General features: G+C 66.6%; 24 protein-coding genes. 14 read left to right on the top strand and 10 right to left on the bottom strand.

The annotated features are described in order from the left end of the window. Positions 1-14 precede the first annotated feature (14 nt). A complete protein-coding gene (locus tag ACQP1G_RS08470; protein WP_433200433.1) occupies positions 15-845 on the top strand; it encodes a helix-turn-helix transcriptional regulator in 831 nt (276 codons plus the stop codon). A 4-nt stretch (positions 846-849) separates the two neighbouring features. On the opposite strand, the gene ACQP1G_RS08465 is transcribed toward ACQP1G_RS08470, so the two are convergent. The 3 genes from ACQP1G_RS08465 to ACQP1G_RS08455 all read right to left on the bottom strand — a co-directional run bounded on the left by ACQP1G_RS08465 (position 850) and on the right by ACQP1G_RS08455 (position 3,643). Further along, entirely contained in the window at positions 850-1,566 is a 717-nt protein-coding gene (locus ACQP1G_RS08465) for a ferritin-like fold-containing protein (protein WP_433200430.1), read from the bottom strand. Between the two features lie 93 nt (positions 1,567-1,659). Next, positions 1,660-2,715 carry an alpha/beta fold hydrolase gene (locus tag ACQP1G_RS08460; protein WP_433200428.1) on the bottom strand — a complete coding sequence of 352 codons (1,056 nt, stop codon included), beginning with the start codon at positions 2,713-2,715 and terminating at the stop codon, positions 1,660-1,662. 70 nt (positions 2,716-2,785) lie between these two features. Continuing rightward, complete coding sequence (locus tag ACQP1G_RS08455) at positions 2,786-3,643, bottom strand: SCO6745 family protein (RefSeq protein WP_433200425.1); 858 nt, start codon at positions 3,641-3,643, stop codon at positions 2,786-2,788. Positions 3,644-4,201: 558 nt separating this feature from the next. Between ACQP1G_RS08455 and ACQP1G_RS08450 the strand changes: the two genes are divergently transcribed. From ACQP1G_RS08450 to ACQP1G_RS08430, 5 genes are all read left to right on the top strand, one after another. Next, the gene (locus ACQP1G_RS08450) at positions 4,202-5,917 is read left to right on the top strand and encodes a DEAD/DEAH box helicase (protein ID WP_433208312.1); all 1,716 of its coding nucleotides are present in this window, start codon (positions 4,202-4,204) and stop codon (positions 5,915-5,917) included. A 102-nt stretch (positions 5,918-6,019) separates the two neighbouring features. Then, positions 6,020-7,255: an Rv3212 family protein gene (locus ACQP1G_RS08445; protein WP_433200422.1), complete on the top strand. Its 1,236-nt coding sequence runs from the start codon at positions 6,020-6,022 to the stop codon at positions 7,253-7,255. 49 nt (positions 7,256-7,304) lie between these two features. Beyond that, on the top strand, positions 7,305-7,916 hold the full coding sequence (locus ACQP1G_RS08440) for an acid phosphatase (RefSeq protein WP_433200419.1): 612 nt from the start codon (positions 7,305-7,307) through the stop codon (positions 7,914-7,916). Continuing rightward, positions 7,913-8,401 carry an N-acetyltransferase family protein gene (locus tag ACQP1G_RS08435; RefSeq protein ID WP_433200416.1) on the top strand — a complete coding sequence of 163 codons (489 nt, stop codon included), beginning with the start codon at positions 7,913-7,915 and terminating at the stop codon, positions 8,399-8,401. The genes ACQP1G_RS08440 and ACQP1G_RS08435 overlap by 4 nt, the downstream gene beginning before the upstream one ends. Then, positions 8,398-9,078, top strand: coding sequence for an endonuclease V (locus ACQP1G_RS08430; protein WP_433200413.1), 681 nt, complete (start codon positions 8,398-8,400; stop codon positions 9,076-9,078). Before ACQP1G_RS08435 ends, ACQP1G_RS08430 begins: the two co-directional genes overlap by 4 nt. A 6-nt stretch (positions 9,079-9,084) precedes the next feature. Here the strand turns inward: ACQP1G_RS08430 and ACQP1G_RS08425 are convergent, their stop codons facing one another. Further along, positions 9,085-9,540 carry a hypothetical protein gene (locus ACQP1G_RS08425; protein WP_433200410.1) on the bottom strand — a complete coding sequence of 152 codons (456 nt, stop codon included), beginning with the start codon at positions 9,538-9,540 and terminating at the stop codon, positions 9,085-9,087. A 66-nt stretch (positions 9,541-9,606) separates the two neighbouring features. Here ACQP1G_RS08425 and ACQP1G_RS08420 point away from each other — a divergent pair, with 66 nt between their 5' ends. Both ACQP1G_RS08420 and ACQP1G_RS08415 read left to right on the top strand, forming a co-directional pair. Beyond that, entirely contained in the window at positions 9,607-10,548 is a 942-nt protein-coding gene (locus ACQP1G_RS08420) for a diacylglycerol/lipid kinase family protein (RefSeq protein ID WP_433200407.1), read from the top strand. 253 nt (positions 10,549-10,801) lie between these two features. Next, positions 10,802-11,056, top strand: coding sequence for a WhiB family transcriptional regulator (locus ACQP1G_RS08415; protein ID WP_011211115.1), 255 nt, complete (start codon positions 10,802-10,804; stop codon positions 11,054-11,056). 176 nt (positions 11,057-11,232) lie between these two features. Here the strand turns inward: ACQP1G_RS08415 and ACQP1G_RS08410 are convergent, their stop codons facing one another. Together ACQP1G_RS08410 and ACQP1G_RS08405 are read right to left on the bottom strand one after the other, a co-directional pair. Next, the gene (locus ACQP1G_RS08410) at positions 11,233-12,747 is read right to left on the bottom strand and encodes a sensor histidine kinase (protein WP_433200404.1); all 1,515 of its coding nucleotides are present in this window, start codon (positions 12,745-12,747) and stop codon (positions 11,233-11,235) included. 23 nt (positions 12,748-12,770) lie between these two features. Then, complete coding sequence (locus tag ACQP1G_RS08405) at positions 12,771-12,986, bottom strand: biotin/lipoyl-binding carrier protein (protein WP_433200401.1); 216 nt, start codon at positions 12,984-12,986, stop codon at positions 12,771-12,773. Positions 12,987-13,077: 91 nt separating this feature from the next. Here ACQP1G_RS08405 and ACQP1G_RS08400 point away from each other — a divergent pair, with 91 nt between their 5' ends. After that, on the top strand, positions 13,078-13,152 hold the full coding sequence (locus ACQP1G_RS08400) for a 50S ribosomal protein bL37 (protein WP_095887907.1): 75 nt from the start codon (positions 13,078-13,080) through the stop codon (positions 13,150-13,152). A 95-nt stretch (positions 13,153-13,247) separates the two neighbouring features. Here ACQP1G_RS08400 and rsrA read toward each other — a convergent pair whose 3' ends face one another. Together rsrA and ACQP1G_RS08390 are read right to left on the bottom strand one after the other, a co-directional pair. Next, a complete protein-coding gene (rsrA, locus tag ACQP1G_RS08395) occupies positions 13,248-13,508 on the bottom strand; it encodes a mycothiol system anti-sigma-R factor (protein ID WP_433208309.1) in 261 nt (86 codons plus the stop codon). Between the two features lie 20 nt (positions 13,509-13,528). Next, the gene (locus ACQP1G_RS08390; RefSeq protein WP_433200398.1) at positions 13,529-14,170 is read right to left on the bottom strand and encodes a sigma-70 family RNA polymerase sigma factor; all 642 of its coding nucleotides are present in this window, start codon (positions 14,168-14,170) and stop codon (positions 13,529-13,531) included. 281 nt (positions 14,171-14,451) lie between these two features. Here ACQP1G_RS08390 and ybaK point away from each other — a divergent pair, with 281 nt between their 5' ends. Then, positions 14,452-14,946 (top strand): Cys-tRNA(Pro) deacylase, encoded by a 495-nt coding sequence (ybaK, locus tag ACQP1G_RS08385; RefSeq protein ID WP_433200395.1) that lies wholly within the window; start codon positions 14,452-14,454, stop codon positions 14,944-14,946. A 74-nt stretch (positions 14,947-15,020) separates the two neighbouring features. Beyond that, positions 15,021-15,347 (top strand): hypothetical protein, encoded by a 327-nt coding sequence (locus ACQP1G_RS08380; protein ID WP_433200392.1) that lies wholly within the window; start codon positions 15,021-15,023, stop codon positions 15,345-15,347. A gap of 24 nt (positions 15,348-15,371) precedes the next feature. Here the strand turns inward: ACQP1G_RS08380 and ACQP1G_RS08375 are convergent, their stop codons facing one another. Continuing rightward, positions 15,372-16,163: an SOS response-associated peptidase gene (locus ACQP1G_RS08375; protein ID WP_433200389.1), complete on the bottom strand. Its 792-nt coding sequence runs from the start codon at positions 16,161-16,163 to the stop codon at positions 15,372-15,374. Positions 16,164-16,257: 94 nt separating this feature from the next. On the opposite strand from ACQP1G_RS08375, the gene ACQP1G_RS08370 reads away from it, so the two are divergent. The 3 genes from ACQP1G_RS08370 (at position 16,258) to rsgA (ending at position 20,567) form a co-directional block, all read left to right on the top strand. After that, complete coding sequence (locus ACQP1G_RS08370) at positions 16,258-17,805, top strand: aldehyde dehydrogenase family protein (protein ID WP_433200386.1); 1,548 nt, start codon at positions 16,258-16,260, stop codon at positions 17,803-17,805. Between the two features lie 468 nt (positions 17,806-18,273). Then, the gene (aroA, locus tag ACQP1G_RS08365) at positions 18,274-19,584 is read left to right on the top strand and encodes a 3-phosphoshikimate 1-carboxyvinyltransferase (RefSeq protein WP_433208306.1); all 1,311 of its coding nucleotides are present in this window, start codon (positions 18,274-18,276) and stop codon (positions 19,582-19,584) included. Further along, positions 19,581-20,567: a ribosome small subunit-dependent GTPase A gene (gene rsgA, locus ACQP1G_RS08360; RefSeq protein WP_433208303.1), complete on the top strand. Its 987-nt coding sequence runs from the start codon at positions 19,581-19,583 to the stop codon at positions 20,565-20,567. The genes aroA and rsgA overlap by 4 nt, the downstream gene beginning before the upstream one ends. A 9-nt stretch (positions 20,568-20,576) precedes the next feature. Here rsgA and ACQP1G_RS08355 read toward each other — a convergent pair whose 3' ends face one another. Then, complete coding sequence (locus tag ACQP1G_RS08355) at positions 20,577-20,954, bottom strand: nuclear transport factor 2 family protein (RefSeq protein WP_433200383.1); 378 nt, start codon at positions 20,952-20,954, stop codon at positions 20,577-20,579. Between the last annotated feature and the right edge of the window lie 108 nt (positions 20,955-21,062).

Here is a 21,062-nt window from a genome sequence, read left to right as displayed (position 1 = left end):
GCACGATGAAACGCATGGCACCGAACCCCTTCGCGGAGTATCTCGTCGCGCGCCGCGCTCAATTGCGGCCGTCGGACGTGGGACTACCCGAGGGCGGCCGCCGCAGGACCCCGGGACTGCGTCGTGAAGAGGTCGCGGTGCGCGCCGGGGTGAGCGCCGACTATCTGGCCCGGCTGGAGCAGGGTCGCGATACCAACCCTTCGGGGGCGGTCATCGATGCGCTCGCGCAGGCGCTGCGGATCGAGGGTAGGGATCGCCACCACTTCGGCTGGCTGGCCGTCACGTCCAGTAGCGAATCCCGCTGCCCCACCACTGAATCCGTTGCGGAGCAGCCGACCCCCGCGATCGAGACCATCGTGCGCGCACTGCATCCGACCCCGGCCTTCGTGCTCGGGCGACGGCTCAATGTGCTCGGCTGGAATCCGGCGTGGGAGGACATCGCGAAACCTCTTGGGCTGCTCGATAATCCCGAAGCCGTGAACCTGGCCTGGTTCACCTTCACCCACCCGCGCGCCAAGCAGGTGCTGCGCAACTGGGACGAGGTGGCCGACAGCTTCTCGGCCGCACTGCGCCGCGCGACCATGCGCTGGCCCGGCGAGGACCGCCTACTCGAACTGATCACCGCACTGCTCGCGCATCCGGAATTCGAAAGCCGTTGGCAACCGCAGCATATCGACGATCTGATCTCCGGCACACTGCGCTTCGACCACCCGGTGCACGGACACATCGATATCCCGTTCGAAACCCTCAACGGCGACCGCGATCAGAGCATCGTCGTCTGGCTCACCGACCAGACGCAGGCGCAATCCCCCGGCCTGCGACTGGTCCGCGCGGTGAACGAGTAAGAAATCAGATTCCCAGCACGGCCATGCGCTCGGCATGGCTGGCCTGCATGCGCTCGAACAGCGCGGCGATGCCGTTGAGGTCACCGGTCGCGCTGAGCACCAGTTCGGTGAGTTCGTCACGCTGGGCCATCACGTACTGCGCCTGGGTGATCGCCTCACCGAGCAGGCGTCGACCCCACAGGGTCAGCCGGTCGCGCTCGGAGCGGCTGGTCGCGACCGCGCGGCGCACCTCGTCGACCACGAATTCGGAGTGGCTGGTCTCGGCGAGCACATCCCGGACCACGGCGGCGACCTCGGGAGACAGGGCACCGGCGATCTCGGTGTAGAAGTCGGCGGCGATACCGTCACCGACATAGAACTTCACCATCGACTCGAGCCAGGTCGAGGGGTCGGTGGAGTCGTGGTAGGCATCGAGGGCACGCACGAACGGCGCCATTGCATCGAAAATGTCGACGCCGCGTTCGGCCAGTGCGGACTCCAGGGTTTCGAAGTGCCGCATCTCGGCGGCGGCCATCTTCGCGACGGCCACCTTGCCGCGCAGCGTCGGCGACAGCTTGGCCTCCTCGGCCAGCCGGTAGAACGCGGAGATCTCACCGTAGGCGAGCACCGCGAACAGGTCGACCACGCCGGGATCATCTGCTGCGAAGGACGAGCCGGACAACGAAACCCCCTGCGCGGCAGCTTGCCATGTTCCTAGCGCTGCGGATGACTGTGCTCCCATATCGACACAGCCTAGCCCCGGTCCGTTACCTGTCACCTGTCATCCCGGTACGTGTCGGGGACGTCCCGGCGAACGCCAGGAACCAGCGGTGGCTCAGGACAGCTCGGAAAGGAACTTGTCGAGATAGGTCCAGGTGGTGTCGCGGGCGGTTTCGCCGGTGAGGATGCCCAAGTGACTGCCGGGGGCGGTTTCGTAACGGACGGACTGCGCGCCGGTGAGGGTGCGCTGCCCGGCCTCGACGGCGGCGGCCGGGGTGATGACGTCGGTGGGCCCGCCGACGAGCAGCACCGGCGGGGTCACCTCGGCCAATTCGATACGGCGTTCGCCGAGCCGCACGACGCCGCGGCCGATGTCATTGTTCAGGATCAGTCGACCCCACAGCTGGCCGTAGAAGCGGCCGGGATAGCCGGGCATCTGCGCCATGAAGCGGTCGATGGACTCCATCTTGGCCAGGGTTTCGGTGCGGGCGATATTGCTCGCGACGAACCACGGGCGGGTGAGTTCGCGGTCCCATGCGGTGACCTTGTAGGCGATCCTGGTCAGCGTGGCCGGAACGCCGCCCGCCGCGCGCACCGCGGTCGAGGTCGCGATGCCGCCGGTCAGCTTGGCGACCGCGCGCAGCTGCGGGATGCCGGTCATCTTGTCGTAGTCCAGCGGTGAGCCGATTGCCGTAATGGAGCGGATCGGCAGTTCGGCGTGCGCGGCCGCGGTCAGCAGCGCGAGGGTGCCGCCGATGGACCAGCCGACCAGATCGACGGGCGTACCGTCGCGATCGCCCGAGGTGCGCAGGATCGCCTCGGGCAGGATGTCGTCGATCCAGGTTTCGAAGCCCATCCGCCGGTCGGCGAAAGTGATCTCGCCATAGTCGACGACATAGGGCGCGCGGCCAGTCCCGAGCAGGAATCTGGCCAGGCTCTGATCGGGGCGCAGATCGAAGCAGCTGGCGGGTGCGGCCAGCGGCGGCACCAGCAGCACCGCCGAATCCGTTGCGGCAGCGGCGGATTCACCTGCCTCGAAGCGGCGCAGCTGTCGATGCGGTTCGTCCCACAGCACCGTCGACGGGGCGGGATCCGGTGTTTCGACGCCTTGGCCGAAGGTCAGCGCCCAGGCATTGCGCGCGGCGATGGTGACGGTGTCGGTGAAACTCACATCCAAGAATCTCTCATATCTCGGTACCGGCGGTAACAGGCAAGTCCAGTTTGTGAGCACCGCCGCATCTTTAGCTCTGCGCCATGCCGATCGGGTTGATCGGCGGCACCAAACTTTCCTGCACGCGCCGCACCAATGGCGTGAGCGAGTAGGTCAGCTCGGCGATCGCGTCCTGCGACAGCGCCGATAGCGCGCCGTTCCATGCGGCGTCGTCGGTGCCCGCCTCCACCTGTTCGAGCAATTCGGCGCCAGCCGCGGTCAGCGCCGGACTGGTCGGCTCACCGTCGATCAACCCCCGTGCGCGCAACTCGTCGGCGATATCGGACCATTCCCGCTCCGACCAGCCACGCGCCGGCCGCATCACCGATTCGGGTGCCTTACCCGCCGCGACCTGCAGCACCAGCGCCTGTGATCCGGTCAGCCCGTACGCGACCAGCGCGGCCACATGCCCGTCACCGCGATGTTCCCGCAATGTGGTGCTGAGCTGCCACAGCGCCGCCACCGGATCGGCGGGTAGGGGCAATTCCGCATTCGCCGCGTACAGCGCGCGGCCGGTCGCATCGGCCGCCCGCGAGATCGGTTCGAGCAAGTCCACCGCGCGGGCGCATTCGGCGTCACCGGCTCCGGCCCCACGCAGCAAACCGGCCGAAAAAGCGAGCCGGGTCGCCAGACATTCCTCCGGCGTCGTCCTGGCCCACGCGTCGGGCACCGCCTTGCCCACCATGTCGGGATGGAATCCGGCGAAGGTCGCCGCTACCGTGCCAGCGCTCACCGCGCCCAGCGGAGCGGCCCGGAACGCGAAGTAGGTCTGCCAGAATCCGCGCAACCCGAGTGACACTCCGGCCTGCTTCACACCCGCGCCGAAATACACCACGTCGTGCAGCGGTTCGAGAGTGGTCCAGATTCGGCGCGCCAGATGAATTACCATGTGGCGCAGCGTACGTCGAAGGACGATCCGACGAAACCAGACTAATTGGCCCGGAAATGCTGATCATTTCGAGCGACCTGCGAGCAGTCGCTACGACCCATTTCGAGCGACCTGCAAGCAGCCGCTACGACCCATTTCGAGCGACCTGCAAGCAGCCGCTACGACCCATTTCCAGCGACCCGCAAACAGCCGCTACAGAGGTGGCAATTCGAGCCAAGCACAATATCACGCTACAATCGCTGCGGACAACGGAAATTATCGTCCCATCGAGGCACCGGATCGCACGGTCGCCCGAGTTCCGGAGGCGAGGTTTTCGACGTTCAGGAATATGTGCGCGCACCAGATCCGCATCACCCTTGCGCCGCGCCGATGTCTCCCGAGGTAGCCGCCGAAACGACGAGCTCCCGCCGACATCAGGGCAGTGGCCGAGGTGAGTATCACAGGCGGATACGTGGTCGTCGCGGGCCGACCGGTCCGCCCCACGCCTCGTGCGCGCGTGACGCGATAACGAGGAAAGGCACGAACCTGAGCAAGATCACTGTCGAACAGGAACCGGGTCTGGCGGATACGCTGCTGACCGCCGAACTGGACGAAACCCACACTGCTCCGACATTCACCGAATTGGGGGTTCGCCATGAAATCGTGCGGGCGCTCGGTGAGATCGGAATCGAACGCACTTTCGCAATTCAGGAACTGACTCTGCCGTTGGCACTCGCCGGTGAAGACCTCATCGGTCAGGCCCGCACCGGTATGGGAAAGACCTTCGGATTCGGCGTGCCGCTGCTGCACCGGATCGCGACCGCCGACTCCGGTACGACCCCGCTGGACGGCACCCCGCGGGCACTGATCATCGTGCCGACGCGCGAACTCTGCATCCAGGTCACCCAGGATCTGGAGAACGCGAGCAAGTACCTGAAGAACCACCAGGGTCAGCTACGCGTGCTCTCGATCTATGGCGGCCGCCCCTATGAATCCCAGATCGCCGCGCTGCGCTCGGGCGTCGATGTCGTCGTCGGAACTCCCGGCCGACTCATGGATCTGGCCGATCAGGGCCACCTGATTCTCGGCAAGATCGGCGTGCTCGTCCTGGACGAGGCCGACGAAATGCTGGATCTGGGCTTCCTACCCGATATCGAGCGCATTCTCGGCATGGTTCCGACGCAGCGCCAGACCATGCTGTTCTCGGCCACCATGCCGGGCCCGATCATCACCCTGGCCCGCACCTTCCTGACTCGGCCGACGCATATCCGCGCCGAGGAGCCGCACGACTCCGCCGTACACGACCGCACCGCACAGTTCGCCTACCGGGCGCACGCACTGGACAAGAGCGAGCTGATCGCCAAGGTGCTGCAGGCCGAGAGCCGCGGCGCGACCATGGTCTTCACCCGGACCAAGCGCACCGCGCAGAAGGTTGCCGACGATCTCGCCGAGCGCGGCTTCGCCGTCGGCGCCGTACACGGTGACCTCGGACAGATCGCGAGAGAGAAGGCGCTCACCAAATTCCGCAAGGGCGCCATCAACGTGCTCGTCGCTACCGATGTCGCCGCGCGCGGCATCGATATCGACGACGTCACCCACGTCATCAATTACCAGTGCCCCGAGGACGAGAAGACCTACGTGCACCGGATCGGACGCACCGGCCGGGCCGGGCGCACCGGTGTCGCGGTGACACTGATCGACTGGGACGAACTGAACCGCTGGGCCGCCATCGACACCGCCCTCGGCCTCGGCATCCCGGACCCGGTCGAGACGTATTCGAGCTCCCCGCACCTGTTCTCGGACCTCGGTATTCCCGAGGGCGTCACCGGCACGATCCGCAAGGCCAAGCCGGTGCGCGACGAGGACGCCGAAGTGGTCGAGCGCTCCGCCCGCACACCGCGCAAGCGCAATCGCCGCCGCACTCGCGCGGGCCAGCCGATCGACGGTGAGGTCGACGGCACCGAGGGCGATGCGACCGACGGTGCCGAAACCGATACCGCCGCAACAGCACTCGACACCGCGCCGAACGCAGACGCCGACGAGACGGCCGATAAGCCGGCCCGTCGTCGCCGCCGTCGTCGCAGGAGCGCCGGTGACGCCGAGCACGGCGCCGAGTCGAATGGCAACGGGGACAACGAAAACGGTGCGACCGCCACCGCGGACACCGCCTCGGACGACAGCACCGATGACGCCGACACCACCGATCAGCCCGCGCGCCGTCGGCGGCGCCGCCGCAAGCCCGCGGACGAGGCGGCCGCGGAAACCGCTCCCGCGACGGTCACCGCATCGGCATAGTCGATAGGCAGGCGCGTCTGTTATGGACGGGCGCGCCTGCGCCGGGCAATCCGGACGAGAGTCGATCGCGTCGGTTGGCCAACACGTTGTAGTCTCGCAAACGTGCTCGCACCAGAGCGGCGAACGCGCGCCGACATCATCTCCGCAGTCGCGATCGCCGTGCTCGTCGTGGTCGCGGCGGTGGCGGTGTGGGCCCGCAGTGACGCCAAGGGCACCGAGTCGGTGACGGCCGAACATCCGATTTCCACCCCTGCCGCGGCGGATCAAGTGCCGACCAGTCTGCACGAACTCTGGCATGCGTCCGACCCCGCCGCGAACCGCGCGCTGGTGGCCGCCGGCACGGTGGTCACCGGCGAGGACGGCACGGTCACCGGTCACGATCCACGGACCGGCGCCGACCTGTGGCACTACCGGCGCGACCTACCCCTGTGCGGCGTCGAATCGCAATTCGGCACGGTGATCGCCGTGTACAAGGATCAGCGCGGCTGCAGCCAGGCCACGCTGCTGGCCGGTGAGGACGGTTCGCGGCGGACCGCACGCAGCAGCTATATGGATCCGACGGTGCAGCTGTCCGCCGACGGAACCTACGTGCTGGCCCAGGGCCAGCGGCGGCTGGAAATGTGGCGCTCGGATCTGGTGCGGACCCTCGAATACGGATATGTCGACGCACCGGTCAACGTGAAAACCCAACCGCGCAAGGGCTGCAAACTACTCTCGTCGAGTTCGAGCTCCACCCGGCTCGCCGTACTCGAACGCTGCCCCGAGGACCCCGCCAGCCGGCTGACCGTCCTCAACCCCGCACCGAAGGACAACACGGTGCCCGAAGAGTACGGCTCGCATGTGCTCAACGGGCACGGCGCGGACTCCTCCGACGCGCGGGTAATCGCGGTGTCCGACAACCGAATCGTGCTGTACCTGCCCGGTGCGGCGGCGACCGCCGGCGCCGAGGCGATCACGCCGCGGCTCGAGGTCCTCGACGGCAACGGGAATGCGCTGATGGTGCACCAACTCTCCGCACCGCTGAGCGATAGGACGACAACCACCCGGATCAGCTCGCTGTTCCTGGTGTTCACCGGCAATAGCCTGATCGCTTTGAACGCCAGCACCTTCGATCCGATCTGGGCCGCCCCCGGCGCACTCGGCAGCCCGGTCTTCATGGCGGGCCGACTACTCGTGCCGGTGGACGGCGCGATCGCCGTCCTCGACCCCACCGCGGGCACCGAAGTGTCCCGGATTCCGGTCGCCCGGCCCGGCTACGACGGCTCCGCCATCTCGCTCGCCGTACTCGGCACGACCGTACTGGAAAAGCGCGGGTCGGAGATCTTCGCGCTCGGCTAGGACCCGCCCGTCACGGGCGCTCTCGGACCCGTGCCCCATGATGGAACTCATGTCCGCACTCGACGACGCCCGCTTGGTCCTGCTCCGGCACGGCGAAACCACCTGGTCGAACCAGCGGCGCCACACCGGCCGCACCGATCTGCCGCTCACCGAACGCGGCGAGGCGCAGGCCCGCGCCGCGGGCGGACTGCTGAGCGAGTTGAAACTGCGCGACCCGCTGGTGCTCACCAGCCCGCGCCAACGTGCCGTGCGTACGGCGGCGCTCGCGGGGCTCACGGATACCGTCGTCGATGCGGATCTCGCCGAATGGGACTACGGCGACTACGAGGGGCAGACCAGCGTCGAGATCCGCGAGCACGACCCGGGTTGGACCATCTGGACCGGCACCGTGCCCGGCGGCGAAACGGCCGCACAGGTCAGCGCCCGCGCCGATCGTGTGCTCGCATCGGTCGAACCCGCACTGCCGGATCGGGATATCGTGCTGGTCGGGCACGGCCACTTCTCCCGCGCGTTGATCACCCGCTGGGCCGAGCTCGATATCAGGGAGGGGCGGCGCTTCGCCATGTCCACCGCCGCGATCACCGTCCTAGGGTACGAACACGAGGATCGAACCATCCTGGCGCACAACCTGGTTCCCACCGACCATGGAGCCGCACTATGACTCACCCCAGCCAGATCCGCCGTGCCACCCCTGCCGATGTACCGGCACTGGTGGGCTTGGTCGAAGACCTCGCCGAATACGAGAAGGCCCGCGATGAGTGCACGCTCACCGCCGATCAGCTGCACACCGCCCTGTTCGGACCCTCGCCCGCGGTCTTCGCCCACGTCGTCGAGGACGAGAAGGGTGTGGTCGGCTGTGCGATCTGGTTCCTGAACTACTCCACCTGGACCGGCGTGCACGGCATCTATCTGGAGGATCTGTACGTCAAGCCGGAGACCCGCGGCAAGGGGTACGGCAAGTCGCTGCTCGCAGCACTCGCCAAGGAGGCCGCCGCCAATGGCTACAGCCGGGTCGACTGGTCCGTGCTGACCTGGAACACACCCTCCATCGAGTTCTACAAGTCCATCGGCGCCAACCCGCAGGACGAGTGGGTCGGCTACCGGCTCACCGGCGCGGCCATCGATGAGCTCGCCGCCGAAGGATGAGAGTTGCCACACCCACCGAATGGCCGACCACGGCGGACGATGCGGTAGCGGTCCAGGATGCGTTGCGGCCGTTGGTGGTTGCGGCCGACCCGCGCCCACCGCACTTCCGCACCATCGCCGGAATCGACTCGGCCTATGACGACGAGACCGGCATCGTCGCCGCGGCCGTGATCGTATTGGACAGTGGCACACTGGAACCCGTCGAATCCGTGGTGGCGCACGGCACCGTCACCTTCCCCTATGTGCCGGGTCTACTCGCCTTCCGCGAGCTGCCGACCACCCTCGCCGCCCTCGAAAAGCTCGACACCACACCGGATCTGCTGATCTGCGACGGCCAGGGCCTGGCCCACCCGCGCCGCTTCGGCTTGGCCTGCCACGTCGGCATCCTCACCGACATACCGACGATCGGGGTCGCCAAGACACCGTGGGGCGACTATCAGCAGCCCGGTACGGAACGCGGTGCGGCAACCGATATCACGATGGACGGTCAGATCGTCGGGCGCGCCCTGCGCACCCAGCCCGGCATCAAACCGGTGTTCGTCTCGGTCGGGCATCTCATCGACCTCGACACCGCATGCGGCCGGGTGCTCGCACTCACTCCGCGCTACCGCCAGCCCGAGACCACCCGGCAGGCCGATCACCTGTGCCGGCGGGCATTGCGCGCCGCCACCGCCTGAGCCCGGCTACTTCGATTCGGGCACGTCCGGATCGAGGCCGTACACCTCGGCCATCCAGCGATTCGACGGGGGCGCGAACAACAGCACCAGTGCGGCGATCACCACAACGCCGAGCAGCGCGCCGAGCACCGGCTGATGCGAATCGGTCAGCAGCGACCAGGTCACCGGGAGCAGCAGCACCTGCGCGATCACCGCGATGGCCCGCCCCCACCGATGTCCGAGCAGCAGACCGATACCGGCCGCGAGGACCGCACCGCCGAGGATGCCGAACCACGCGGCGGTACCGTACCCGCTCGCGGCACTCTGATCGTGTCCGAGCAGGCCACGCACGATCAGCACGATCGTCACGACCACGGCGACCGCGCCCTCCAGCGCGACCAACCCGCCCGCACCACGCACCGTCACGGGCACGCCCCCGGTCCCCGCGCTGTTCTCGACTTCATCCTTGCCGCTGTCCACCACGGGCCAAGCCTAGAACGCACTTGCCGGCTTTTCGGACCGGGCCATCAGCCGATTAGGCTTCCGAAGGTGCGGACGCTGCTGATCGTGAACCCGAATGCCACCTCGACTACGCCCGCGACCCGAGACCTGCTGGCGCACGCGTTGGAGAGCCGGACGCAGCTGACCGTCGCGCATACCCAGCATCGCGGCCACGCGGCGGAATTAGCGCAGTGGGCATCGACCAACGAGATGGATCTGATCGTGGTGCACGGCGGCGATGGGACGGTCAACGAGACCATCAACGGCTTCCTGCCACTGCCCGAGCTGAACGACGGACAGGCCTGGCTGCCGCGGCTCGGCGTGATCCCCGGCGGGTCGGCGAATGTGTTCGCGCGGGCACTGGGCATCTCCCCGGATCCGGTGACCGCGACCAACCAGCTCATCGACCTGCTCACCCTCGACCGCGACCGCAAAATCGGCCTCGGACTGGCCGATGATCGCTGGTTCGGCTTCAGCGCAGGCGTCGGCCTCGACGCCGACGTCTGTGAGGCCATCGACAACAGCCGCGCCAACGGTCACGCGGCCACCCCTGGTCGCTATGTTCGAACAACTGTGCGACAATTCTTCAAGGCGAAGCGCAAGGAACCAACCGTTCGGATCGAAATCCCGGGCTACGAGCCCGTCGATGGCGTCCATTACGCATTCGTGACGAACGCGAGTCCATGGACCTATCTCAACGAGACCCCGGTGCACACCAACCCTGGTACGGCCTTCGAAACGGGGCTCGGCGTGTTTGCCGTGCGGTCGATGTCGGTGGTCTCCACGCTGCTGCTCGCCCGCCAGTTGCTGGCCACCGATGGAAATCCCAAGTCCCGCAACCTCTTTCGCGAGGACAATGTGCCAACCGTGCGAATCGAGGCCACCGAACCCATCGGTCTGCAAATCGATGGCGACTTTATCGGAAAACGCAACATGGTGGATTTCACAGCTGTGCCGAACGTGCTCGAGGTCATCGCTCCGCGCCCCTAGCGAGCACGAAACGCGCGAAGAATCCGGGTGTTGCGCTGCGAAAACCAGGTAGAGCGAGTACAAAGGACCGGGCAGGTCCCCCTAGGGGGACTTTGAGAGCGTGAGCTTCCCCACGGTGCACCAGATACCTATTGACATCTACGGTGTTCGTGAAAGCATTCACAAGCAACCGTGCGGAAACATTCGAGTCGCACAAGTGAACGATCCACAAACCATCGGCGCCCTTTGCGGCGCCCAGCAAAGGAGCAGAGGAATGGACTGGCGCCACAAGGCCATCTGTCGCGATGAGGACCCCGAGCTGTTCTTCCCGGTGGGTAACAGCGGTCCTGCGCTCGCGCAGATTGCCGATGCCAAGCTGGTCTGCGCGCGCTGCCCCGTTACCGCCGACTGCCTGTCCTGGGCCCTGAAGTCCGGGCAGGATGCGGGCGTATGGGGTGGTATGAGCGAGGACGAGCGTCGGGCGCTCAAACGTCGCAACGCCCGCACGCGGACCCGTACCGTCGTCTAGTAGGGACGACAAGCGTTACCGGACCTCTTCAGCCCGGCCCGGTAACGCGGTCAAGCCCGGCACTTAGGTGCCGGGCTATTTTGTGCCTGTTATTGATTTGCCGCGCCTGCGGCGCGGCGTGTTCGCGGCCCTAATGTCTCGAGTCTTATTGTCCACCACCCAGATTCGTGATCGACTCAGCGCCCCGAGCGGCGGCCCAAGGGGACGCGTAGAACCGCGTCGGTACCGATATCGGCGCCAGGATGTAAACCGATGGAGCCGCCCAGTTCCGCGGTCACCAGGGTTCGCACGATCTGCAGGCCGAGGCGGTCGGAGGATTCCAGGCTGAAACCAGGCGGCAGACCGCGGCCGTCGTCGCTGATGATCACGTCCAGCCAGCGTGCCGAACGCTCGGAACGGATTGTCACCGTGCCGTTTTCGCCGGAATCGAAGGCGTGCTCGATGGCGTTCTGCACCAGTTCGGTCAGCACCATCACCAGCGGGGTGGCCCGTTCGGCGGAGAAGACGCCGAGCGAACCCGCCCGGCGCACTTTGATTCTGGCGGTGTGCACGGTCGCGACATCGGCCATGATCGGCAGCAGCCGGTCGACGACCTCGTCGAGATCGACCTCTTCGTCCACCGACATCGACAGCATCTCGTGCACCGAGGCGATGGAGGTCACCCGGCGCACCGATTCGGTCAGCGCGACCTGCGCCTCCTCGTTCTCGGTGCGGCGCGCTTGCAGCCGCAGCAGCGCGGCGACGGTCTGCAGGTTGTTCTTCACCCGGTGGTGGATCTCCCGGATGGTCGCGTCCTTACTGAGCAGCGCGCGGTCGCGGCGCTTGACCTCGGTGACGTCACGGACCAGCACCGCCGCCCCCGCCAATTCGCCGTGCGGGCGCAGCACCAGGGTGCGCAGCAGCACGGTGGCGCCGCGCGCTTCGACCTCCATGCGGCGTCCGGTGCGTCCGGCCAGCGCGGCCTGGATATCCCCGACGACCTCCTGCGCGTCGAACGGATCGGTGATCAGCGACCGGGTGGTGACGGCCAGATCCTGGCCGGCCAGATCGGCCTGCAGACCCATCCGGTGGTAGGCGGACAGCGCGTTCGGACTGGCGTAGACGACGATGCCCTCGGTATCGAGCCGGATGAAACCGTCGCCAGCGCGCGGACTGGAGTGTGTCGCGGCGCGGTCCTCGGTGGTCGGGAAGGTGCCGTCGGCGATCATCTGACACAGATCGTCGGCACAGGCGACATAGGCGATCTCGAGCGCACTACGCACCCGCGAGCGCTGCAAATCGGTATCGCGGCTGAGCACCGCGATGACATCGTCACCGCAGCGCACCGGAATGGCCTCGCGGATCGCGTGCACCGGATGCGGATGGTAGACGCCCTTGGCCTCGACTTCGCTGTCCGCGCGCACGATCTTGCCGGTCATCAGCGCGTCGAAAACCTGCGGGTGATCGGCCTGCGAGGCGACGCCACCCACCCGATCCTCCGGATGTACGGTGGGCGCCGTCGTCGGGCGGCACTGCGCGACGCAGACGATATCCGCGCCGTCGACGATGGGTCCCGCACCGACCCACAGCAGCAGATCCGCGAAGGACAGATCGGCGAGCAACTGCCAATCGCCGACCACCCGCTGCAGATGGTCCACGGCGACGCCGGGTAGGTCGGTATGTTCGGCCAGCAGCTCGCTCAGTGTCGCCATATTCGGTCTACCCGCTCCAGATACTAAGAGATGACAGCTATTAGGTGCCCGGCCTTGATCGCGTCGCCCTCTTTGACGCCGATCGAGGTAACCGTGCCACCGCTCTCGGCCAACACCGGGATCTCCATCTTCATCGACTCGAGGATCACCAGCGTGTCGCCCTCATGCACCTCGGCACCCTCGGCGACGACAACCTGCTGCACGACCGACACCAGCTCGGAGAGCACTTCCTCAGCCATGACACCCCATTCACTCGTTCGGCCTATATCCGCTGAAGCTACAGCCAACCACACGTGAAACAATGGCCTTCAATCAGAAGGGAGACTACCGATGGGTAAGCGTGGTCGTAAGAAGCGCAGCCGCAAGGGAAGCGCCGCCAACCACGGCAAGCGTCCTAACGCCTGAGCCGTAACGGATACGAAAAACACCGAGCGCCGGCATCTTCCACCAGGAAGACCGTGCCACTCGGTGTTTTTTCTGTGTTCAGGGCCTGGACGGGACTACTCGGTGGTCTCGACCCGGGTGACCGTGACGGATCGACGGATCTCCACGCTCAGCCGATCGCGCAGCGCATCAGGTGCCCGGTCGCCGCCGCATTTGCGACTCAGCAGGCTCTTGACCTTCTCCTCGATGCCGTAGGCCTCGATGCAGGGCGAGCAGTGGTCCATATGGTGCTGCAGCCGAGCCCGGGTGGCATCGTCACATTCGCCGTCGAGCATGAGCCAGACATCGGCCAGCACCGCCGTGCAGTCCAACTCCATATCGGGGTCACGCTCCGTACTCACTGCTTGACCTCCTGACGTTCCGCGCCGTTGCGGTTGAATCCACGTTCGCGCGCCACATCGGCGAGCAAACCCTTGAGCTGCTTGCGGCCGCGATGCAGCCGGGACATCACCGTACCGATGGGTGTGCCCATGATGTCGGCGATTTCCTTATATGGGAAACCCTCGACATCGGCGTAGTAGACCGCCATACGGAACTCCTCCGGCAGCTCCTGCAGCGCGGCTTTGATGTCATCGTCGGGCAGCGCGTCCAGCGCCTCGACCTCGGCCGAACGCAGGCCGGTCGAGGTGTGCTCGGCGGTGGCGGCGAGCTGCCAGTCGGTGATCTCGTCGGTCGGGTACTGCGCGGGCTGGCGCTGCTTCTTGCGGTAGGAGTTGATGTAGGTGTTGGTCAGGATCCGGTAGAGCCAGGCACGCAGATTGGTGCCCTCCTTGAAGGATTTGAAGCCCTGGAACGCCTTGACGTAGGTCTCCTGCACCAGATCCTCGGCATCGGCCGGATTCCGGGTCATGCGCAGCGCGGCACCGTAGAGCTGGTCCAGCAACGGGAGCGCATCGCGCTCGAACCGCCGCACCAGCTCGGTATCGTCGACCGCGGCGCCGACCGCACCGTCGGTCACCACGTCATCGTCGCTCGTCACACCAATCCCTTCGATCGCCGTACCTGCCAAATCTACAGGCGTGGTCAGATCTAGTGGGAACTGAGCTTCGACGGGCGACGCCACGGGGCGTTCTTCGAGCAGAACGGGCACCGACCTCTCCTTCACGTCCTACAGCCGCTGTCTGTATTCGCATGCAACATGTCCGTGCCCGACTGTGTTCCCACAGCGAACTGTCCGCACCGAAAACGGCTGTCCGGCCGGGCCGCCGGCGACTGCTTGCAGGTCGCTCGAAGCGTCGGCGTCGCCGCTACAGTGACCGCATGGCAGGAGCCTCGACCCCGGCGATCCGAACCCTGGCCAAGGCCGGTGTTGCCCATCGCGTACATGCCTACAAACACGATCCACGCGCCGAGTCCTACGGCGCGGAGGCCGTCGACGCGCTCGCCGCCGAGGTCGGTGTGACGGCGGCGCAGATCTTCAAGACGCTGGTGCTCGAATTGTCGACCGGTGTGCTCGCGGTCGCGGTGTTGCCGGTGCCGAATACCTTGTCGCTCAAGGCTGCCGCCGCCGCGCTCGCCGCGCCCAAGGCGGCAATGGCGGATAAGGCGAAGGCCGAGCGAATCACCGGTTACGTACTCGGCGGCATCTCCCCGCTCGGCCAGCGCAAGCTGCTGCCGACGGTGGTCGACGCCTCGGCGCTGGCCTGGGACCGCATGTTGTGCAGTGCGGGACGGCGCGGATTGGAGATCGAATTGGCGCCAGCGGATCTGGTCCGACTCACCGATGCGGTCACCGCACCAGTCACATCAGCATAATTCAGCACCAAGCCAGCAACATTTATGCGTTACTGAACGGGCCAAGATCGTCCGACTCGAGGATGTGATGCGAAATGTCCGCGCGCCAGCGATTGTGCAGCACCGTGATCGTCACTCTGTTCGGAGTTCTCCTGCTCACCAATGGCTCGGTCACGCTGCTAGCGCCGACGGCCAGCGCCGCACCGGGCGGCCCCCTGGTGATCGACGTCAACCACTTCCCGTTCGACGAGCATGTCGTTGACGACGCGCCGAAGAAGAACGGCACCCCGAAGAAGGATGAGAAGGCCGACAAGGCCGAGAAGTTGGGCGGCGGCGTCGCTGGCAAGGTCATCGACCTGGTCGGCAGTATCGCCAAGTGCGCGCTGAATATCGTGACGAACAGCGTGAAGTGCCAGCTCTGAGTCGATGAACGGCGGGCCGGGCGATCACAGCAGGCTGATCTGCCCGGCCTTTTCCGTATCCGCCCGAATGTCCAACGGCGCCAGCAACTCCGGGCCGTTATTGCGCACGCTGTTGACCAGCGACGAGACCGGACGCGCCACAATGCCCGCCACCGATTCGACGCTCGGCGTCTCGAGTAGCGTGGCCGGTGCCGGATGATCCGGATCCAGCCAGGCATCCCAATGCTCCCGCGGCATCGGCAACGGCATTCGGTCGTGGATGCGGGTGAGCTCGCCCACGGCGTCGGTGGTCAGGATGGTGCACGACAGCAGCGGTTCGCTCTGCTGTTGCGAGCGGTCCCGCCATACCGACCACAGCCCGGCCATATACAGCCGCGATCCGTCGGCAGCGGCCATGAAGTACGGATGTTTGGCGACCTTGCCCTTGGCTCCAGCGTCGGGTTCGACCAGCCACTCGTACCAGCCGTCCATCGGCACCAGACACCGGCGGTACTTCACCGCATCGCGGAATGACGCCGTGGTCGCGGCCTTATCGGCGCGGGCGTTGAACAGCGGCTTGCCCTTCACCGGCACCCCGGGTTCGGCGACCTTGGTCCAGACCGGGATCAGGCCCCACCGCATCCGCCGGATGCGCAGCTCGGCGTCGTCGTCCGGATGGCCGTGTTCGTGCCGCTCCACCACGGTGAGCACCTGGGTGGTCGGCGCGACGTTGTAGTTGGCGAACCCGCCGCCGTCACCGGGCGGGGTCTCGTCGATGGCATCCAGTTCGACGGCGAGCCGACCGGGATCGGTAGTAGTCGCATATCTGCCACACATATCTCGATACTTCCACTAGGTGCCGACAGACTCGGGGAGAATCGATGGTAGGTGGTGACCAGGTGAGAGTTGTGACATAGCATCATCTCAGAGAATGGTCGTTAACTTATCTCGGCAAGAGGAGAGACCCACCGTGACAACCATCGAGACCAGCCCCGCGGCACCGGAAACGGCGCTGAAATCGGTCGATCCGGCCACCGGAGAGGTCATCGGCACGCATCCCATCGCCGATGCGGACGCGGTGCGCGCAGCCGTCGCCAAGGCCCGCGGCGCGGCCGCGACCTGGGGCGGACTGAGCTTCGACGAGCGGCGCAAACATCTGCTGCGCTGGTCGAGCCAGCTGGTCGCGGACTCCGAGGAATTCACTGCGCTGATCCACAAGGAGAACGGCAAACCGCTCGACGACGCGTTCCTGGAGTTGATGCTCGCACTCGAGCACATCGCCTGGGCAGCCAAGAACGCCAAGAAGGTGCTGTCGCCGAAGAAGGTATTCCCCGGCGCACTGATGTCGAACTTCTCCGCCCGGCTCGAGCAGCGCCCGCTCGGCGTCGTCGGCGTCATCGGGCCGTGGAACTACCCGGTCTACACCCCGAACGGTTCCATCGCCTATGCGCTCGCCGCGGGCAATACGGTGGTCTTCAAGCCGAGTGAATTCTCCACCAGCATCGGCAATTTCCTCTCCGATGCGTTCAAGAAGGCCAATCCGGAGCTGCCGGGAGGGGTCTTCGAGACCATCAACGGTTTCGGCGCGACCGGCGCCGAACTGGTCAAGTCCGGCGTGGACAAGCTCGCGTTCACCGGATCGACCGCGACCGGCAAGAAGATCATGGCCGCGGCCGCCGATTCACTGACCCCGGTGCTGCTGGAATGCGGCGGCAAGGACGCGGTGATCGTCGCTGGCGATGCCGATATCAAGGCCGCCGCCGATGCGGTCGCCTGGGGCGCCACCGCCAATAGCGGCCAGACCTGCGCCGGGGTGGAGCGGGTGTATGTCGACCGCTCGGTGCGCGAGGACTTCGTCGCCGAGGTCAAGCGCATCCTGAAGGACATCAAGCCGGGCTCGGGGTCCGACGCGGCCTACGGTCCGATGACGATGCCGAGCCAGATCGATATCGTGCGCCGCCACATCGACGATGCGCTGAAGAGCGGTGGCACCGCGGTGCTCGGCGGGCCGGAGTCGGTCAAGGGGCCGTTCATCGAGCCGGTCGTGCTGGTCGATGTGGACGAGAGTTCCGAGGCGGTCGCCGAGGAGACCTTCGGCCCGACCGTCACCATCCGGACGGTGGACAGCATCGATGAGGCGGTCGAGCTGGCGAACAACTCCAAGTACGGCCTGTCCTCGGCGGTCTACTCGAAGAAGAACGGCCTGGAGATCGCCCGTCGCCTGCGCGTCGGCGCCACCTCGGTGAACTCCGTGCTCGCCTTCGCCGCCATCGCGGGCCTGCCCTTCGGCGGTGTCGGCGACTCCGGCATCGGCCGCATCCACGGCGAGCCCGGCCTGCGCGAATTCTCCCGTCCGCATTCGATCGCGGTGCAGCGCTTCGCCATTCCCGGCATGGCCCTGCTCAGCTACTCCCGAACCAAGTCCACGATGAAACTGCTCCGCCGGTTGGTCCCCATCCTCCACGGCCGCCACAAGTAACCGACCCCGCGCACGTGCGACGCCCCGCCGCACGTGCGCAATCGAACGGGTGCGATAGCGAACAGGCGGGTGTCACCACCCGCATGGACGGCCGCGCACCCAGTCGCTCCCACACGAGCGGATTGGCCACCACACCCGCCCATTCGCCACCGCACAGGTGAATTCCTCGTCGCACATGCGCAATCGAACGCGTGCGATAGCGAACAAGCGGGTGCGGCGACCTGCCCGCACGTACCGCGGCGCACCCGGTCGCTGCCGTGCAGACGGGCAGGTCGCGGCACATACCTGTTTGTTACCGCACGGGTGGATTCGTCATCGCAGATATGCGATCGCGTGGATGTGATGGCCAATGGGCGTATGGCGTGTGCGCTGATGGCCGCGCGTGGCAGGTGGTGCGCTACGTCTGTGGCCGGTGATGCGGACGATTTTATTGAGAGTTGGGTGACCGCCCGTGTGTCCGGGTTCGGGATGGGCGAAGATGGACTGGTGAGTTTCTGGCCAGCGCCCCATGTCGATGTACCCGTGCACGCGACCGTGACCCTGCCCGGATCGAAATCGATCACGAACCGGGCATTGATCTTGGCCGCGCTGGCCGAGGGGCCTTCGACCATCTCCGGGGCGCTGCGCAGCCGCGATACCCAACTCATGATCGGCGCGTTGCGGGCATTGGGCGCCCGGATCGAGGGTGATGACGAAACGTTGACCGTGACGCCAGCGCCGCTGCACAGCGGCACTGTCGACTGTGGGTTGGCGGGCACCGTCATGCGGTTCCTGCCGCCCGTGGCGGCCCTGGCCACCGGCGATGTCGCCTTCGACGGTGACGAGCAGGCGCGGGTCCGCCCGCTGGGCACCATCCTGGACGCACTGCGCCGGATCGGCGCGGATATCGAGGGCGACGCACTGCCGTTCACCGTGCACGGCAAGGGTGCGCTGCGCGGCGGCGCAGTCACCATCGACGCCTCCGGATCGTCCCAGTTCGTATCCGGTCTGCTGTTGTCGGCGGCCCGCTTCGACGAGGGCATCGTGGTGCACCACGACGGCAAGGCGCTGCCCTCCATGCCGCATATCGAGATGACCGTGGAGATGCTGCGGCGCGCCGAGGTCGCCGTCGAGGCCCCCGCCGATAGCCGTAAGCCCCAGACCTGGACCGTCGCGCCCGGCCCGATCCGCGCGGTGAACTGGGATGTGGAGCCGGATCTGTCCAATGCCACGCCCTTCCTGGCGGCGGCCGCCGTCACCGGAGGCGAGGTCCGCATCCCGCACTGGCCGCGCCTGACCACCCAGCCCGGTGATGTGATCCGGGAGATCCTGGTGCGTATGGGCGCCGAGGTGACCCGCTTCGACGGTGTGCTGACCGTGCGCGGCCCGGAGCGACTCGCCGGTATCGATATCGATCTGCACGATGTCGGCGAGCTGACCCCGACCGTGGCCGCCCTTGCGGCACTGGCAGATTCGCCGTCCCGGCTGCGCGGTATCGCACATCTGCGCGGGCACGAGACCGATCGGCTCGCGGCCCTTTCCACCGAGATCAACCGGCTCGGCGGCAATGTCACCGAGACCGAGGACGGACTGGAGATCACCCCGGCCCCGCTGCACGGCGGCAATTGGCACTCCTACGCCGACCACCGAATGGCAACGGCCGGTGCGATTCTCGGGCTTCGGGTACCCGGGGTCGCGATCGAGGATATCGGCACCACGGCCAAGACACTGCCCGGATTCGTCGGTTTGTGGGAGCGGATGCTGGATCCGTCGCTCTCGGATCAGGGAGCGGCGCGCTGAGACGACGCGAGTACGACGAGTCGGATGTCCGGGTCCGCCCGGGCAAGTCGACTCGTCCGCGCACGAAAACCCGTCCGCAGCACAATGACGCGGAATCGGCCATGGTCGTTTCAGTGGACCGCGGCCGTTGGGGTTGTGTGCTCGGCGGCAATCCGGACAAGCTGATCATCGCCATGCGAGCCAGGGAACTCGGCCGCACCCCGATCGTCGTCGGCGACCAGGTCGACGTGGTCGGCGATCTTTCCGGAAGACCCGATACTCTCGCGCGCATCGTCCGGGTCGCCGAACGCCGAACGGTGTTGCGCCGCACCGCCGATGACACCGATCCCTTCGAACGGATCGTCGTCGGCAACGCCGAACAGCTCTTCATCGTGGTCGCCCTCGCCGACCCACCACCGCGCACCGGTTTCGTCGAACGTGCCATGGTCGCCGCGTATGCCGGTGGGCTGCAACCGATTCTGTGTCTTACCAAACACGATCTGGCGGCCGAATCCGAATTCGCCGCCGCCTTCGACGATCTCGACCTCACCATTATTTACGGCGGTATCGACGACCCCATCGAACCGGTCCTCGAACTGCTCACCGACCGCCTCACCGCCTTCATCGGCCACTCCGGGGTCGGCAAGTCGACGCTGGTGAATCGCCTTGTCCCCGACGCGGATCGAGCCGTCGGCGAGGTCTCCGGCGTGGGAAAGGGCAAGCACACCTCCACCCAATCCGTGGCCCTGCCACTGCCCAACGGCGGCTGGGTCATCGACACCCCCGGCGTGCGCTCCTTCGGCCTGGCCCATATCACCCCCGACGATGTCATCGCCGCCTTCACCGACCTGGCCACCGCCATCGAGGACTGTCCCCGCGGCTGCACCCACCTCGGTCCCCCCGCGGATCCGGAATGCGCATTGGATGCACTGCCCGGCAAGGAACGTCGCGTGGCCGCCATCCGGCTCCTACTGACCGCGCTCAACGCGAACGATTCCTGGTAGCCGCCGGATCTAATGCCCGTCGGGCTGTTCGGGGGCGAAGGGCCATTCCTCGAAGCGGGTGCACAGACCGGCGGAGTCGAACCGCAACACCCACAGATCACGCCAGCGCGACAGCGTATCCCACCGATACTCCACATTCACGCGCACGACGGCGGTCGAATCCTGTACCGCGACAATCTCGGAAGCCATTGTGAACGGTTCATCGGGTCCGCTGCGCTCCGCCTCCCAGAACACCGCGAGCGGTTCGAGACCGACGATCGGATCCGCCCACGGCGACACCAGATATTCGACGTCCTCGGTGAACAGCTCGCCGAGCACACCGGTACCCGGCGAGCGCCAGGCCCGTTCGTAACCACCGACCCATTTCTCGACAGCGTCTCGGTCCACGCCTCGAAGTTACTCCGCCGCACCGGCCCTCGTGGGCCGTTGGCGACTGCTTACAGGTCGCTCGAAAGGGTCGGCTGCACAGACGCGAAAGCGCCCATGGACTCACGA

Origin of the sequence: Nocardia sp. CA-107356 (assembly GCF_050946365.1) — a bacterium.
Taxonomy (GTDB): Bacteria; Actinomycetota; Actinomycetes; order Mycobacteriales; family Mycobacteriaceae; genus Nocardia.
Note: the sequence above shows the minus strand (reverse complement) of the source record. Positions and strands in the feature narration are given on the sequence as shown.

Bases quoted from the DNA above. Each gene is read 5' to 3' on its own strand.
- ACQP1G_RS08470 (WP_433200433.1), top strand. From the start codon at position 15: ATGGCACCGAACCCCTTCGCGGAGTATCTCGTCGCGCGCCGCGCTCAA.
- ACQP1G_RS08465 (WP_433200430.1), bottom strand. From the start codon at position 1,566: ATGGGAGCACAGTCATCCGCAGCGCTAGGAACATGGCAAGCTGCCGCG.
- ACQP1G_RS08455 (WP_433200425.1), bottom strand. From the start codon at position 3,643: ATGGTAATTCATCTGGCGCGCCGAATCTGGACCACTCTCGAACCGCTG.
- ACQP1G_RS08440 (WP_433200419.1), top strand. From the start codon at position 7,305: ATGTCCGCACTCGACGACGCCCGCTTGGTCCTGCTCCGGCACGGCGAA.
- ACQP1G_RS08435 (WP_433200416.1), top strand. From the start codon at position 7,913: ATGACTCACCCCAGCCAGATCCGCCGTGCCACCCCTGCCGATGTACCG.
- ACQP1G_RS08430 (WP_433200413.1), top strand. From the start codon at position 8,398: ATGAGAGTTGCCACACCCACCGAATGGCCGACCACGGCGGACGATGCG.
- ACQP1G_RS08415 (WP_011211115.1), top strand. From the start codon at position 10,802: ATGGACTGGCGCCACAAGGCCATCTGTCGCGATGAGGACCCCGAGCTG.
- ACQP1G_RS08410 (WP_433200404.1), bottom strand. From the start codon at position 12,747: ATGGCGACACTGAGCGAGCTGCTGGCCGAACATACCGACCTACCCGGC.
- ACQP1G_RS08405 (WP_433200401.1), bottom strand. From the start codon at position 12,986: ATGGCTGAGGAAGTGCTCTCCGAGCTGGTGTCGGTCGTGCAGCAGGTT.
- rsrA (WP_433208309.1), bottom strand. From the start codon at position 13,508: ATGGAGTTGGACTGCACGGCGGTGCTGGCCGATGTCTGGCTCATGCTC.
- ybaK (WP_433200395.1), top strand. From the start codon at position 14,452: ATGGCAGGAGCCTCGACCCCGGCGATCCGAACCCTGGCCAAGGCCGGT.
- ACQP1G_RS08380 (WP_433200392.1), top strand. From the start codon at position 15,021: ATGTCCGCGCGCCAGCGATTGTGCAGCACCGTGATCGTCACTCTGTTC.
- ACQP1G_RS08375 (WP_433200389.1), bottom strand. From the start codon at position 16,163: ATGTGTGGCAGATATGCGACTACTACCGATCCCGGTCGGCTCGCCGTC.
- ACQP1G_RS08370 (WP_433200386.1), top strand. From the start codon at position 16,258: ATGGTCGTTAACTTATCTCGGCAAGAGGAGAGACCCACCGTGACAACC.
- aroA (WP_433208306.1), top strand. From the start codon at position 18,274: ATGGGCGAAGATGGACTGGTGAGTTTCTGGCCAGCGCCCCATGTCGAT.